The organism is Thermoactinomyces sp. CICC 10523 (assembly GCF_016055105.1).
GTDB classification, from domain to species: domain Bacteria; phylum Bacillota; class Bacilli; order Thermoactinomycetales; family Thermoactinomycetaceae; genus Thermoactinomyces_A; species Thermoactinomyces_A daqus.
The window spans coordinates 16,807-31,919 of the sequence record NZ_JAECVX010000015.1; the positions used below are offsets into that span (position 1 = coordinate 16,807).

Annotated in this window: 11 protein-coding genes; 4 read left to right on the forward strand and 7 right to left on the reverse strand. The window is 52.0% G+C overall.

Going from position 1 to position 15,113, the window contains the following annotated elements:
* Positions 1–139 precede the first annotated feature (139 nt).
* The 6 genes from I8U19_RS15215 to I8U19_RS15240 all read right to left on the reverse strand — a co-directional run bounded on the left by I8U19_RS15215 (position 140) and on the right by I8U19_RS15240 (position 6,348).
* A complete protein-coding gene (locus I8U19_RS15215) occupies positions 140–895 on the reverse strand; it encodes a LamB/YcsF family protein (RefSeq protein ID WP_033101329.1) in 756 nt (251 codons plus the stop codon).
* A 19-nt stretch (positions 896–914) separates the two neighbouring features.
* Positions 915–1,913 (reverse strand): 5-oxoprolinase subunit C family protein, encoded by a 999-nt coding sequence (locus I8U19_RS15220; RefSeq protein WP_033101330.1) that lies wholly within the window; start codon positions 1,911–1,913, stop codon positions 915–917.
* The gene (pxpB, locus tag I8U19_RS15225) at positions 1,897–2,607 is read right to left on the reverse strand and encodes a 5-oxoprolinase subunit PxpB (protein WP_198056414.1); all 711 of its coding nucleotides are present in this window, start codon (positions 2,605–2,607) and stop codon (positions 1,897–1,899) included. The genes I8U19_RS15220 and pxpB overlap by 17 nt, the downstream gene beginning before the upstream one ends.
* An 89-nt stretch (positions 2,608–2,696) precedes the next feature.
* The gene (locus tag I8U19_RS15230) at positions 2,697–3,458 is read right to left on the reverse strand and encodes a sporulation protein (RefSeq protein WP_033101369.1); all 762 of its coding nucleotides are present in this window, start codon (positions 3,456–3,458) and stop codon (positions 2,697–2,699) included.
* Between the two features lie 181 nt (positions 3,459–3,639).
* The gene (locus I8U19_RS15235; RefSeq protein ID WP_198056415.1) at positions 3,640–4,380 is read right to left on the reverse strand and encodes a sporulation protein; all 741 of its coding nucleotides are present in this window, start codon (positions 4,378–4,380) and stop codon (positions 3,640–3,642) included.
* Between the two features lie 60 nt (positions 4,381–4,440).
* Positions 4,441–6,348 (reverse strand): hypothetical protein, encoded by a 1,908-nt coding sequence (locus I8U19_RS15240; protein WP_198056416.1) that lies wholly within the window; start codon positions 6,346–6,348, stop codon positions 4,441–4,443.
* A gap of 276 nt (positions 6,349–6,624) precedes the next feature.
* Between I8U19_RS15240 and I8U19_RS15245 the strand changes: the two genes are divergently transcribed.
* A complete protein-coding gene (locus I8U19_RS15245) occupies positions 6,625–7,917 on the forward strand; it encodes a glutamate-1-semialdehyde 2,1-aminomutase (protein WP_033101332.1) in 1,293 nt (430 codons plus the stop codon).
* A 41-nt stretch (positions 7,918–7,958) separates the two neighbouring features.
* A complete protein-coding gene (locus tag I8U19_RS15250) occupies positions 7,959–8,342 on the forward strand; it encodes a globin domain-containing protein (RefSeq protein WP_033101333.1) in 384 nt (127 codons plus the stop codon).
* Between the two features lie 53 nt (positions 8,343–8,395).
* On the opposite strand, the gene I8U19_RS15255 is transcribed toward I8U19_RS15250, so the two are convergent.
* A complete protein-coding gene (locus tag I8U19_RS15255) occupies positions 8,396–8,725 on the reverse strand; it encodes a hypothetical protein (RefSeq protein ID WP_198056417.1) in 330 nt (109 codons plus the stop codon).
* Between the two features lie 484 nt (positions 8,726–9,209).
* Between I8U19_RS15255 and I8U19_RS15260 the strand changes: the two genes are divergently transcribed.
* Both I8U19_RS15260 and I8U19_RS15265 read left to right on the forward strand, forming a co-directional pair.
* Entirely contained in the window at positions 9,210–13,709 is a 4,500-nt protein-coding gene (locus I8U19_RS15260; RefSeq protein ID WP_198056418.1) for a glutamate synthase-related protein, read from the forward strand.
* A 226-nt stretch (positions 13,710–13,935) separates the two neighbouring features.
* Positions 13,936–14,982 (forward strand): alpha/beta fold hydrolase, encoded by a 1,047-nt coding sequence (locus I8U19_RS15265; protein WP_232331042.1) that lies wholly within the window; start codon positions 13,936–13,938, stop codon positions 14,980–14,982.
* Positions 14,983–15,113 lie beyond the last annotated feature (131 nt).

A 15,113-nucleotide genomic window follows, 5' to 3' on the forward strand; every position in this document is an offset into this window, starting at 1 on the left:
TTCCGTCCCGCTATACACTTTCAAAGAAAAAAAGGCATTCCCTGTTGCAGGAATACCTGGGTCACCATTCTATTTTAATCCTATCGACCGGTAAAGTGAACTGCATCTCCATGGAAAAAATTCCGTTCTGCTCCAACATTCACAGCGGGGCAATCTGTACACCGGCAGCCATCAGTTGCTCACGGATGGTCTTCGCAAACCGGAGTGCATGTTCGCCATCTCCGTGAATGCAAATCGTATCCGCCCGAATCTCCAGGTCTGTGCCTCCAAGCGTTCTCACTTTTCCTTCGCGCACCATCCGCAGCACATGCGAAACCGCTGCGGACGTGTCCTCGATTAACGCCCCCGGTTCCGTTCTCGGGGTGAGGCTCCCATCCTCCTGATAAGTCCGATCGGCAAACACTTCGCTGGCCGTTCTCAGTCCTACCTCTTCTCCCGCCTTGATCAACTCGCTGCCGGCCAGGCCATACAGGATCAATTCCCTGTCCACCCGATACACAGCCCGGGCAATCGCCTGTGCCAGATCTGGGCGGGCGGCCGCCATATTATAAAGAGCGCCATGCGGTTTGACATGCCTCAATTTCCCTCCTTCCGCCGTAACAAAGGCGGACAGGGCGCCGATCTGGTAAACAACCATATCATAAGCTTCCTGGGAGGAAATCGCCATCTGGCGGCGGCCAAAGCCAAGCAGATCGGGCAAACCGGGATGGGCTCCAATCGACACCCGATGTTCCAGTGCGAGTTGCACCGTTTTCCGCATTACAGCAGGATCACCGGCATGAAAGCCGCAGGCGATGTTGGCCGACGTGACAATCGGCAGAATCGCTTCATCCATTCCGATCCGGTAAGATCCGAAACTTTCACCCAGGTCACAATTCAAATCGATGCGAGTCATCCGTTTCCCTCCCGTTTTTTCACAGCAGTGCCAGCCTTTTTTTCAACAGGGCCAATTTTTTTTCCTGTTTGCGATACTGCCTTTGCGCCTCATTGACCGAAACTTCGGCAAACCGTACTTTTTCACCCGGTTTCATCTGGGCGAGCACCGGCAGATCCGCAGTGATGACCTCGGCGATTTTGGGATAACCGCCGGTTGTCTGGCAATCCGCCATCAAAATAATCGGTTGCCCGTCGGCCGGTACCTGCACGGTTCCCGGCGTCACCGCTTCAGATAAAAGCTCGCGCGGATGACACAGAGAAATCTCCGGGCCGGTCAGCCTGTATCCCATCCGATCCGACTGCGCGGAAATTTGAAACGCCTCCGTAAAAAAATTCTCCTTTCCTCTCTCCGAAAACCATGAAAATTGTCCCCCACGGGTGACACGAACAGTCGGATTGGCGCGGTAGGGAGGGAGAAAACCGGGGCCGACATACCATTCCCCTTCGGCATATGCCCGGTTCCCTGCTCTCCGGGCAAGTTGGCTCAGGCGCCGAAGTGCTGATTTACTCATGGTCCCAATAGCGAGCCGGTCTCCTATCTCCAGCGCCCTGCCGCAAAATCCGCCGATTCCTGCACGCGTATAGGTAGCTTTACTCCCCAAGACGGGCTGCACGGCAAATCCCCCCGCCACTGCCAGGTAGGCCCGGCAGCCCTTGACAGAACCGGCAAAAGAGAGAACGGCTCCTTTTCTGACATAGACCGGGCGCCAGTTTTTCACCGGTTGCCCGTTGATGCGGGGCTGAAGATCAGCTCCACAGATGGCGATCAAGAGATTCGCTTCCATCTCCAGCGTCGGGCCGGTCATGGTCATTTCCAGAGCGGCTTCTCCTTCTTCATTTCCAACCAGCAGATTGGCCGTTCGCAGAGCAAACGGGTCCATCGCCCCGCTGACGGGGATGCCGGCTTGGCGCCAACCCGTTCTTCCCAAATCCTGCAACGTCGTAAACAGTCCGGCCTTTTTAACGCTGATATGCATGATTTCCGCCAGCCTCCCAACGTTCATACTCCGCGCGGGAAATCGGCCGGAAGCGGACGATATCCCCCATCTCCAACAAACCGGGCGGGTTTCTGTCCACACGGAAGAGAGAGAGCGGTGTCCGCCCGATCAGTTGCCACCCTCCGGGCGAATCGAGGGAATAGATTCCGGTTTGCTTTCCGGCAATCCCGACCGAGCCCGCCGGAACTTTTACCCGCGGCGACGGCTTTCGCGGTGCGGCAATCCGCTCGGACATTCCGCCGAGATAGGGAAAGCCCGGAGCAAATCCGATCATGTAAACCAGGTATTCCCCTGAAGCATGAATCCGGATCACTTCCTCGGGTGACAGTTTGTTGTATTCAGCCACAAAGGGTAAGTCGGGGCCGAATTCACCGCCATAGCAAACGGGGATCTCCACGACCTTCGGTTGCAGCTCTTCCCCTGTACCGATGTCTTCGGCCAGGGATTGCAGTCGCCGGCTCATTTCCGTAAACGAGAGAGAAAGGGGATCATAAAATACTGTCAGCGTGGTAAAAGCAGGCACATATCCCGTCATTCCCCGGAAGGGATTTTTCTTAAGCGCGGCAGCCAATGCCTTTACCCGGAAATGTGTCTCTTGATCCATTTTCTGCCCCAATTCGGCCACAATGGCAGAATCGCCCATCGGCCGCAAAACCAGCTGATTTTCATTCATCTCAGCCTTCCCTCCCTTTTGCAGCACAATACCGGAATTTTGGCAAAAATCAAGGAAATCCCCCATCATCCGGGGGGATTACCCTTTTTTTACAAATAAGGTTCAATCATTTGCGCAAGCTTCGCTTCCAAGGCGCGCGGACCACGTTCCACCTCTTTTTTCGTAACCGTAAACCGGAGAATCCGCTCATCCAGATTGAGCGCTTCCTCCATGGAACTCATCAGATCAACCGCTTTGCGATCCAACGATAAAATGATGTCGACTTCGTGCACGTGCGGATAAAAGACGAGGCTGACTTCATCAAACGCCTCCCTGTATTCCCCGCTTTCGGGTATCATTTTGTATTCCTGAATAAAGGGATGGCGGGAATAGAATTTATCAAAAGCGTAATCGACACTCGTCAGGCGGAAACCGATTCCCTCCATCCCGTGTAAAACGGCATCGATCAGCGGATGCGGCAAAATCTCAACCCCATCAGTATCATTTGGGTCGATCGCCATTTTAATATCGAGCCCGGTCTTCAGATAGATGGGCGAACCACCTGTGGAAACCGGCGCATCAAGCGGCATTTCAAATTGAAACGGAAGAACTTTCGATTCATGAGGACCGATTTCAAACTCCTCTGTCAAACGAAATTCGCTGACGACATACTCTTTATGGGTCCCTTCATGGTGGTACTGAACGATGAGATAGAGGTAGATCTCATCAATCATCTGAGGAGCCTGTCCCCCCTGGATAAAAACTTCACCGCGAATCATTTCCCCCTGGCGGTATGTAGCTTTCTCCAGTCGCGTATCCACTTTGGCTGCTCCTACCCCTAAACTGGCTAATGCTTTTCCAAAAACCGACATTGTTCCCCTGCACTCCCCTGATTTGATTCTCTGCTTCGTTCTGCAGCCCCTTGAGGGACCATCCATTGCTTTTGCTGACGGAGGGATTTCCGGGTCTTTCCCTTGCATGAAAATCCGAACAGGCTTTTTCCCCCAAACCCCTCCGCCCGGTTCCGGGATCCGGCTTGCAATAACCTGATCCCTACGGTTTCTGATTCAATAATTCGTCAATCTTTTGCAGCGGATCTTCCTGCACCTTTTGACTGTTGATCGTCAGGGTCCCATCGGGATCGCTGAACTTCCAGGAAAAGGCGCTGTTCAAAATCCGTTCGGACCGGATCATCTCCACATCCATCTCCACTCCGGTCTCCGAAACGTTGAAAATGATATTCATATTATCCACATACCCGTGATAGCGTCCAGTCGGGCGAAATTGAAACATCTGAAAAAACGGAAACGGTTTTTGATCCGGATCATACTCATTATGAATGTGATAAAGAATAAAACCGGCATCTTCCATCTGTTTTAAAAGTTTTTGGACAAGCGGGGCCGGAAAAACCTCAATTCTGTCCAAGTCCGTAGGATCAATTGCCATTTTGATATCCAATCCGGTCTTGAGGTAAAGCGGAAAACTGCCGGTCGACATCGGAGTTTCCATCGGCAATCGGATTTGAAACGGAATCCGTTTGTGTTCACCCACTTGCAAGGTAAACGATTGAGACAGCCGATATTTCTCCATGGCATGAGCTATTTTTTTGTGATTTCGGTTTACCGTAACCACCAGGTAAAGATAGATATCTTCAACCTCTTGCGGGCTGTTGCCTCCCCGGACAAACACTTCCCCTTTCACCGTCTCTCCCGGGTAAAACCGGCTTCCCTCAAGCCGGGTATCAACCGTGGCGCCACCAATCCCCAAACTTGCAAGCGATTTGTAAAAAATCATGGATGAACACCACTCCTTGCCGGTTCAATATAAGGGGGCTAAAAGCTGTACGACCCTGCATCAGTCCTGAACATAAATCTGCTTCATATATTCCTCAAACTGTCTGGCCAGCCGCTCATGATCTTCGTTTTCGCGCTTCAGACGCTCCTGGCGCAAACGTTCCTGCGTGATCTCCTGTTGTCTTGCTTTTTCGGACGGGTCTGTATTCTCTGCTTTTTCGGAGGGCAGCGGAATGTTTGGCCAATTTTCTTCCAGATCTATTAAACCTGCTTGTTTTTTGATGATGGTCTTGTCAAGCAAGTAATATTTCGAGGATTGTTCCAGATCCTGGCGTTGCTTTTTCAGGCGCTCTTTTGTCTGATTTTCCAACAGTTCCCGCTGTTTTTGCAGCATCTCCTGCTGCCGGCGTTCAAATTCTTCAGCCTGTTTTTCCAGCAGGCTCTGCGCCATTTTTTCAAACTCTCGCCGCAGTCTCGCTTCCAGCTCTTCTTCTTTCTTTTCCAGCTCCTGCCGTTTTCTCTCCCATTCCAGCCTCTCTTTTTCCATCCGTTCCAATTCTTTTTGCAGCCGTTCTTCCTGCTCTTTTTCAAGCCGTTTGCGCTCTTTTTCCAACTCTTCGCGGCGCCGCCGTTCCTCTTCTTCCCGCTGTTTCGCCAGCCGTTCCTGCTCGAGCCGTTCTTTCTCCTGCTGTTCGCGCTCCCATTCTTCTTGCTCTTCCTTTTCAATCATCTGTTTGAATTCGTCTTTTTGGCGTTTCAGGAGCTCCTGTTCTCTCTTTTCAAACTCCTGGCGCTGCTTTTCCAGAAGTTCGGCCTGCCGTTTTTCAAGCTCCTCCCGTTGCTTGCTGAGCAGCTGCTCCTGACGTTCTTCAAATTCCCGCCGCAACCGCTCCAGCGTTTCCTGTTCCAATCTTTTCAGACGCTCTTCGCGCTCGGCATCTTCTTGCGGAAGCTCTTCGCGCTCGGCATCTTCCTGCGGGATTTCTTTGCGATTGGCATCTTCCTCCGGGAGCTCTTTTCGGTCCGCCTCTTCCTGAGAGAGCTTTCTGCGGTCAGTATCTTCCGTCGGGAGCTCCTCGTTTTGCGCTGCTTCCTGCCTGTTGGAAACTGCATCCTGCGGAGTCTCTTCCGTGACAGCGGGGGCCTGTTCGGCCGGGACCGAATCAGCGGCAACGGCATCAGACGGATTCATTTGTTCAGCGAAAACCTCGGGCTCTTTTTCATTTTCCTGTACACTGGGCTGTTCTTCCACAGGCGGATGGTTTTCTTGCGATGATTCTTTACGTTCCCGGAACAGAAAGGAGAGAAACCCTTTTCCTTCTTTGCGCCTTTCGTATGCTTCAATTTGCGCGAGCACGGACTCAGGTGAATGGTTCTGCAAACATTTCGAGATCAGCTTGGCCATCGGTTTGGAAACGGGAAAACCGACGGGCAGCCTTTGCAGCGGCTTTTCCCGAAGCCGTCCGGACAACAAACAGTAGAAAAAGGTGCCCCAGTCCAGCGTTCGGGAATAAGTGATTTTCTCCGTCCCGCAGAACAAAACTTTTAATTCATCATTTGCCGTCATTCCGATATTGCGCGGATCAAGCAAGATGTACATTTTGAACGGCTTGGCTCTGAGCTCCCGTTCCAGTTGCAAAAGCTCTTTTCCCCATGCAACCACTTGATCTTCATCCACTTCTCTTTCCGAAATCACTTCCCTCAGCGGACGAATCGGTTCATAGGGCCGGATCAACACGAGAAAACGTTCCTCGTCGTACACTTCCTCAATGGGAAGAAGGAGCGGATGGTTCAAAGAGCGGTATTGCTCGACAACCTGGGGAGGTGCGGCCCCTTCCAGGAGAACCGACTCCAGGTAATACCGGGTGGAATCTTTGCGAGCCACTGCCATTTCCCCGCCAAAAAATTGAACGACGTGTTCAACATAATATAATCCTCGATACCATTCCCCCACTTGAAAAACGGACAAGTTTCTTCGCCTCCACAATTCACTTCCCAAATACAAGATAAACCCGGAAAAACCACATATGTTCCCAATTTGAGGATAACACAGGATGAAAGAAACAGACAACTGAACAACCTTTGAAATCGTGAATCACGGCCGGCTTGTTCCATGCCCGGCGGAATGCTCCCCGCCACCGCCAATCGCCCCGGGACACCCCCTGTCGCTCCCCTCTTTCACCTAGGCATTTCCCCAAAAGCGCGTTACAATGAAAGAGACATTTTCTAGGAGGAGGATGGTTCCTTGAATATACAACGTTCAGAAGAGCTTTACCAAAAAGCGCTAGACGTGATCGTGGGCGGCGTCAACAGCCCTTCCCGCTCCTTCCGGGCTGTTGGAAACGGAACGCCCATTTTTATGAAAAAAGCACAAGGCCCGTACTTCTGGGATGAAGACGGCAACCGATATATTGATTATCTGGCGGCATTCGGCCCGATCATCCTGGGGCATGCCCATCCGGTTGTCACCGCCGCCATCATCGAACAGGCAACCAATGGTGTTCTGTACGGAACGCCGACAGAAAAAGAGGTTCTGTTTGCGGAAATGCTGCGCGATGCGATTCCGTCAATGGAACAGATCCGCTTTGTCAACAGCGGAACCGAAGCGGTGATGACGACGATCCGGCTGGCACGCGCCTACACCGGCCGCGATAAAATCCTCAAGTTCGCCGGATGTTACCACGGACATTCCGATCTGGTGCTGGTTGCCGCGGGATCAGGCCCTTCCACTCTGGGAACCCCGGACAGCGCCGGCATTCCCAACAGTATCGCCAGCGAAGTGATCACCATCCCCTTCAACGATCTCGATGCTTTCGCAGAAGCAATGGAGCACTGGGGCGATCAACTGGCTGCAGTCCTGGTGGAGCCGCTTGTCGGCAACTTCGGCATCGTGCCGCCCAAACCCGGCTTCTTGCAAACCGTTAAAGAACGGGCGCATCAGGCGGGTGCGCTGGTCATTTTTGACGAGGTGATCACCGGTTTCCGCTTTCATTACGGCGGCGTACAAACATTATATGATGTCGAACCCGACTTAACCGCCCTCGGAAAAATCATCGGCGGCGGTCTGCCCATCGGAGCATACGGAGGTTCCCGCAAAATCATGGAGAAAGTGTCGCCGACGGGACCGATGTACCAGGCGGGAACCATGGCCGGAAATCCTCTGTCAATCTCAGCCGGTATCGCTTGCATCAAACAACTGTCACAACCCGGTACATACGAACGGTTGGAGCAAATGGGGAAAACTTTGAGCGATGAGATCATCCGCCTGGCCGGCAAATACGGAAACTCCGTTACGGTGAACCGGGTTGGCGGCGCCTTTACCGTATACTTTACTGACAAAACGGTTGAAGACTATGAAGGGGCAAAAGCTGCCGACGGCGAGCAATTCGCCCAATTTTTCCGTCTCATGCTGGAGGAGGGAGTCTATCTGGCCCCATCCAAATATGAAGCCTGGTTTTTAACAACTGCCCATTCGGAAGAGGATATTCAATTCACCATCAGAGCAGTGGAACGGGCATTTCGCCAAATGAAGCCGTAACAGACCGCACAGCTTGAAAACAACTGCCGGGAGTGATCCGCATGGAAGAAGCAACAACCTTATACGAAAAAATCGGAGGAGCCGACCGGGTACGCGCGCTGGTTGAGGCCTTTTATCCCCGCGTCCAGGCTCATCCGCTGTTAAAGCCGATCTTTCCCGAAGACATCCGTCCCGTCATGGAAAAACAGTATCTCTTCCTGACGCAATTTTTGGGTGGCCCTCCTCTCTATACCGAAAAATACGGCCATCCAATGCTCAGGGCACGGCATCTGCCTTTTCCGATCACGCCGGCACGCGCGGAAGCCTGGCTCGATTGCATGAGCCGTGCCATGGACGAAGTGGGGATTACGGGTCAGGAGCGCGAGCTCTTTTTCGGCCGCCTGGTCATCGCCGCCCATCATATGGTGAATCAAGAGGATGACTGAACGATATCAAAAACTCCCGGCCTCGATCACAAGCCGGGAGTTTCCATTTTGCCTCAGTCCAGGAAGCTTTCAATCATGTAGAGAATCTGTTCAAACCACGAACGCTTCGGGCTCGCCTTTTTTTCCGGAACGGGTTCGCCCGGCTTCTTTCGCCATTTTTCTTTCTCCGCGCCCAGGTTTTGAAAACCGATCAATTCCTCACAAGCCCATCCATCCCGGTCGGCATCCAGCGTATTCTTGGAATGCCGGAGATAATAGCGTTGGGCATCTTCCCAGCGGTCAAACGAATAACAGCCGATTTCCTTCGCCTGCACCGCATGAAAACCGGGAATTGTCAAAAACAGCAAGAGCAGAGCCAAAACAAAACCGATTTTCCTTTCCACTTTACACCAACTCTCTAAATAAAAAATTTTTAAATATACACAAAATCATCTCAATATGATAAGATTATTTCTAACCATCATCTTTAATACCCTAAAGGTAAAAAGCTACACTCCCCCCTGTTTACAATCATATCAAAAAATTAATACTCCCCTTAAAAAAACAAAATCCCAATAAAAGGAAATAAATGAATAAAAATTCATGATTATTTAAGAAAACGCTTACAGCAAAACTGCCACTTCCCGTTATTATCAAAGGTTTACGCAATCGACATCCTGAGATCATTTTTGTATAAAAGATATTGGAAAATGAATAAAAATGGCATCTCATACTTGCTATGTCATAAATTTTCATGTTATTCTTTTATTGCAATACGATGTTATGTTTTCTGCCAAAGCAATTTTTTTAAAAAACCATAACTCCTCTATCCAAAATTTTCTGTCAGGGAAAGGGGAGACATTATCATATCGGAGGTGAGGAGGAGCGATGACCGTTCCTGTGAAAAGAAGAGCAGACTTAGGGCGCTTCCAAAACCTGACTGCCAATGAACATGACAGTTGTGGCATTGTTGCCGTGATCGAAAAAGATGGAACACCCAAACGTCAAAACATGCTGGATACCATCGCAGCCCTGATCAAGATGGAACATCGTTCCGGATTTATCAATGGAGAAGGGGACGGTTGCGGCATCCTGACCGATATTCCGCGTGACCTTTGGGCGAGGGAATCTTCCCGCCAGAGCAAACTCCCCTCATCCATCGTACATGAACCTCGCTTTGCCGTTGCTCACATCTTTTTACCCAAACTCGGAAAACAAACCGATCATCATAAAAATGAAATCTTGCGTCTCCTCGCGCAGAACGGATTGCAAGTAGTGGCGCAAAAACTTGACCAGGTAAACAGCACCGTCCTGGGAAAAAACGGACTTCTGGATGAGCCTCATTTCTGGCAGTTGGCCGTGTTGGCGGAGAGTGATCAGAACTTGCCCCGCCGTTTATTCGACCTGGTCGTGGAAATTGAACAGAAATTTCCGGTGCAAGTCGCCTCCTTCAGCAATACGACGGTTGTTTACAAACTGATGGGCGCCGCCAGCCTTCTGCCCGACTACTTTGACGACCTCAACGACCCTGAATTCAAATCAGTCGTCACCATTGGCCACAACCGCTATTCAACCAACACTTTATCTAATTTTTTCCGTGTTCAACCTTTTTCCCTGCTCGGTCATAACGGAGAAATCAACACCATTCGCAAGCTCAGGGACGAGGCCAAAATGATCGGCGTTCCCCTTGATGATGACAGCAGTGATTCGCAGGATCTGAACCGCTTGCTCGAGACGCTGATCCATCATTACGGGTTTAGTCTGTTTGAAGCCATTGAAATGGTTTTCCCGCCCATTTTGCATGAATTAAAGCACCTGCCATCCGAGTTGAAAGATTTATACACTTACTACAGGCAAACGTGGGGACCTTTCGCCCAAGGGCCGGCCGGCATTGTTTCCCGCTACGGGGATGAATGTGCCTTCAGCGTTGATGCGCTCGGCCTGAGACCCCTTTGGCTGGTGGAAAACGATCGCGTCCTGTTCTTCAGTTCCGAACAGGGAATTATCCCCGCCAGAGAAATGGTCAGTGAACCGAAGCCGCTCGCACCCGGAGAAACGGTCGGGGTCCGGCTTGCTCCCAAGGTGAAGGTGCTGCAGCATCACGAACTGCAACAGATTGTGCTTCAACGGGCGAAGAAGCGTGCAGATTTCAGCGGTTTTCAATCCTACCTGTCCACACCGACGGGAAAAGGCAAGCCCGATACAATCATCCCTCCGGCCACAAACCAAGCATATGCGGCGTTTGGCTGGGAACGTGAACAAATTCAACTGGTGGAGCAGATGGCCGATACCGGGGTTGATCCGATTCGCTCCCTGGGACATGACGGCCCGCTGGCGGCTCTTGCCAAGGTGAGACAAAACATTCCCGACTATATCAAAGAGAGTGTCGCTGTCGTCACCAACCCGGCAATTGACCGCGAACGGGAAATGGAGCATTTCTCCACCCGCGTCATTATCGGCCCGCGCCCTTCGCTCTCCTCGACTCAAACGGAAGCTGTCCGAGTGGAGCTCCCCTCACCGATCCTCGTGGAAGGTGCGCAAGCCGGTGAAGTTTGCCTCGATTCGGCTACACTCTCATTCGAGGAACTGATCGAACGATTTGAGCAAACCGGATCAGTCACCCGTCTTTCCCTTTCCTATCAGCGGAAAACAGGAATAAAACAAGCATTGGAACAATTGGGGAAAGATGCGGTCCAAGCCGTAAAAGAAGGAGCGAACCTCCTTTTGCTCGATGATAACGGCTGCCATCAGGGTGACAACTTGTTCCTGGACCCGCATTTGGGCATCTCGACAGTGGATCAGGCGTTAAAACGGGAAACGGGGCCGGACGGGCAAAACCTCCGCCGTCAGGCAAGCATTGTCGTCCGTTCCGCGGCCATGCGCAACCTGCATGACTTGGCTGTCGCCATCGGATTGGGAGCAGATGCCGTCTCGCCATATCTCATGTTTGCCACAATCGCCGAAAAAGAGGAAAAATCAGCCCTGAAACTCTTTCAGGCAATTAACAAAGGCTTGGAAAAAATCATCTCCACCATCGGAATTCATGAACTGCGCGGTTACGCCCGCCTGTTCTCCTCCATCGGTTTAAGCCCCGAAGTGGCGGACACACTCGGCATCGTCAATTATTGCGGCTCTGACCAGGCTGGTCTCCACTGGCGTGATATGGAGAAGGATGCAGAGGAGAGACAAACCGATTTCCATAGCGACAAAGCCAAACCAGCCCGCCTCTTCCATCTCTGGCCGCGCATCTGGAAATCGATCGGTCAATTGGCCGGCGGTTCGATCCAATATGACGAATTTGCGCAAAAATTAAATGACCTGGAAAAAGAGAACCCTGTCTCTCTGCGCCATGTGGCCGATTTGCGGCAAAGCGGAGACCAGGGGATCAATCCCGCAGAAGTGGATATCCGCGTTGGAGATCACGACTTGCCGTTTGTGATCAGCTCGATGTCGTTCGGTTCCCAGAACGAGGTGGCTTTCCGCGCATATGCCGAAGCGGCAGACCGCTTAAACATGATCAGCCTGAACGGCGAAGGCGGCGAAATCAAAGATATGCTCGGCAAATATCCGAAAACGCGCGGTCATCAGATCGCATCCGGGCGATTTGGCGTCAATGTCGAACTGGCGAACTCGGCCAACATTTTGGAAATCAAGATCGGCCAGGGGGCAAAACCCGGGGAAGGCGGCCACCTGCCCGGCAAAAAGGTCTCGGCCAAAGTGGCAGCGGCCCGCAACGCCACACCCGGCAGCGACCTGATTTCGCCCTCCAATAACCACGATATTTACTCAATCGAAGATTTGGCGCAAATCATCACCGAATTAAAAACCGCCAACCGCCAGGCAAAAGTGATCGTCAAAGTGCCGGTCGTGCCCAATATCGGAACGATTGCCGTGGGCATTGCCAAAGCGGGCGCCGACATTATCACCCTGAGCGGATTTGATGGCGGAACCGGGGCTGCCCGGATTCATGCGTTGCAACACGTGGGTCTTCCGGCGGAAATCGGCATTAAAGCCGCACATAATGCGTTGATCGAGGCAGGCATTCGCGATCAGGTCGAATTGTGGGCCGACGGCGGAATGCGCAGCGCGCTCGACGCGGTGAAACTGATGCTCCTCGGTGCAAACCGGATTGGTTTCGGTACCCTGGCCATGCTCGCCATCGGGTGTACCACCTGTCGCGGCTGTCACTTGGACACCTGCCATGTCGGGATCGCCACGCAAATCGAAACACCGGAAGAAGCGGAAGAACACGGACTTCGCCGGTTTGTACCCCGGGACTTCGATATGGCCGTCGCCGGACTGATGACCTTGTTCACAGCATTTGGCGAAGAAGTGAAACGGCTCACCGCGCAGCTTGGCTTTAAACGTGCCCAGGATCTCGTGGGCCGGTCCGATCTCCTGGAGCAGGTGAGAGAGCAGGATAAACTCGATCTGACTGAGCTATTGCGCCTCAGTTCAGAATGGACCAATATTGGAGTGAAGGAAAAAACGGAAACACCGGCTCTCGTTGCCGCGGGAGCATCACTGGTGATGTCCGAATCTGCCGTTTCGGCAACCCAGGAATATTCGCACACGTTTGCCGGCATTCACAGCGCTCACCGGGTGTTGCTCTCAGATCTTTCCGGAACCCGGGTCCGCAACCGGCTGGATGGCAGCTATCATTCCCTGCCGAAGTGGAGTTTCTCCTTTACGGACGGCTCAGTACCCGGGAACGGATTTGCCGCCTTCCACGCCGACGGCATTTCGGCAACCGTTCATGGCGGAGCGCAGGACGGTGTCGGGAAAACAGCCTTCGGCGGCAAGGTCGCCATTCTCAAAACACGCAACCGGAACGGCATTTATGTAAACGGCTCTGTGGGAAAAAGCTTCTGCTACGGCGCGCAAAAAGGGTTGTTTATCGTTCAGGGCAACGCGGACTCCCGTGCAGGCATTCGCCTCTCCGGCGCCGACATCATCATTGCCGGTGACATCAAGGAGCCGTTGCGGGATGAACTCGGCATGATCGGAAATCGCGCCAATATCAAAGGATTTGCTTTTGAATATATGACGGATGGACGTGCAGTGGTTCTCGGGGACCCGGGACCGTGGATCTGTTCGGGTATGACGGGCGGTGTCGTTTACCAGCGGCTGCAACCGGAACTGGGTCTGGATGAAGCCGCCGTCATGCGCCGGATCGCCAAAGCGGCCAAAGTGGCGATGGAACCGCTGAGCGAAAAAGGGGTGAGAGATCTGCAAGAATTACTGGGCCTTTACCACACGGAGCTCATCCTTTCCGAACAGTGGGATGAAGCGCAAAAAGTCGAAGACTTGCTCAAGGATCTCGACCGCCATTTCATCCAAATTATCCCGCAAAAACAACAGGCGGACCCATCCATCTCCACCGAATAAACCAATCATTCAATTCATCCTCCCCGGGATCGGGGGGGATTTTTTTCAGCACCATTTTTGATTTATCCGCTTTTCCCGCCGGATTTCCCGCATTTTTCACATCAATAGACAAAAGTTATTTGTAACATTAGCGAAATATATCATTTTTTTGAAGGAAGGAAAAGGAATATGCAGAATATTTCATACCCAACTGAGGATTTGGTGTGAACTGAAAGGTGGGTATCTGATGTTTAAAAGTTTTACCCCTCCCTATCGGGATCAAAAAAGAAAAAAGATCGCCAGCAGCATTGCCGTGCTTGAAAAAATACCGCTCGGCGGAATCAGTCAGTCCGTCCTGATTCGCAGCCGCGATACCAAACACCCCCTCCTGCTCTTTATCCACGGAGGTCCGGGCCACGCGCAAATCGGTTTTGCCCGGCATTATCAAGAGGAGCTGGAAAAGCATTTTATCGTCGTCAACTGGGATCAGCGCGGAAGCGGCAAATCCTATTCAAAACGGCTCGATCCGGCTTCACTGACCATCGAACAGCTCGTTGCCGATGCACACGAACTCATCATTTATCTCTTAAAGCGATTCGGACAGAAAAAACTGTTTTTGGCCGGACACTCATGGGGAAGCATCGTCGCCGCTCTCGTCGCCAAGCAATACCCGGAACTGATTCACGCCTATATCGGGATCGGGCAAATGACTGATGTCGAACACGGAGAAATGATTTCCTACCAAATGGTCCTGATTTACGCGCGCCAAAATGAAAAATTCTTTGCCGTCCGCGCGCTAAACCGGATCGGCTATCCACCGTATCGCCGGATTCGGGATCTGTTGGTGCAGCGCAAATGGCTGTCCAAATTCGGTGGGGATGTACGCAAAGGAAGCCTGTTCAGCTTTCTCAGGCGCGGACTGTTCTCGCGAGAATACACCCTGGCCGACTGGTGGCGCTTTTTTCAGGGAACACGCTTTACGATGAAACATCTCGGTCCGAAAATCATGCAAATGAACCTGTTTAACGAGATTTCCGAGCTCAAGGTGCCCGCTTATTTTTGCGTCGGCCGGTATGATTACCTCTCTCCGTTTGAACTGCAGGAAAAATTCTGCGAGCAGTTGAAAGCACCCAAAAAAGACCTTATCTGGTTTGAAAACTCAGCTCATTGCCCTCATTTTGAAGAACCTTCATCCTTTTTGGTCGTCCTCTTGCGCATCAAAGAAGAGACCGCCATTCTGAAGCGGCAAACTCTCTCCCACACTCTCAATTTAAAAGGCGCTTTGCTTCAATAGAGCAATGTCGCCTTTTTTCGTCCGGTTTCCCTGTCGATCCAACAACTGTAATCGTAATACTCACCGCAATATGGGCAACCTCCCCTTACTCGATGGTTTGGTTACGGTGCAGGCAACAATCCGCCAATCTC

Excerpts from the sequence above, each read along its gene's own strand:
- I8U19_RS15265 (WP_232331042.1), top strand. The coding sequence starts at position 13,936 with ATGTTTAAAAGTTTTACCCCTCCCTATCGGGATCAAAAAAGAAAAAAG.
- I8U19_RS15230 (WP_033101369.1), bottom strand. The coding sequence starts at position 3,458 with ATGTCGGTTTTTGGAAAAGCATTAGCCAGTTTAGGGGTAGGAGCAGCC.
- I8U19_RS15220 (WP_033101330.1), bottom strand. The coding sequence starts at position 1,913 with ATGCATATCAGCGTTAAAAAGGCCGGACTGTTTACGACGTTGCAGGAT.
- I8U19_RS15260 (WP_198056418.1), top strand. The coding sequence starts at position 9,210 with ATGACCGTTCCTGTGAAAAGAAGAGCAGACTTAGGGCGCTTCCAAAAC.
- I8U19_RS15235 (WP_198056415.1), bottom strand. The coding sequence starts at position 4,380 with ATGATTTTTTACAAATCGCTTGCAAGTTTGGGGATTGGTGGCGCCACG.
- I8U19_RS15215 (WP_033101329.1), bottom strand. The coding sequence starts at position 895 with ATGACTCGCATCGATTTGAATTGTGACCTGGGTGAAAGTTTCGGATCT.
- I8U19_RS15250 (WP_033101333.1), top strand. The coding sequence starts at position 7,959 with ATGGAAGAAGCAACAACCTTATACGAAAAAATCGGAGGAGCCGACCGG.
- pxpB (WP_198056414.1), bottom strand. The coding sequence starts at position 2,607 with ATGAATGAAAATCAGCTGGTTTTGCGGCCGATGGGCGATTCTGCCATT.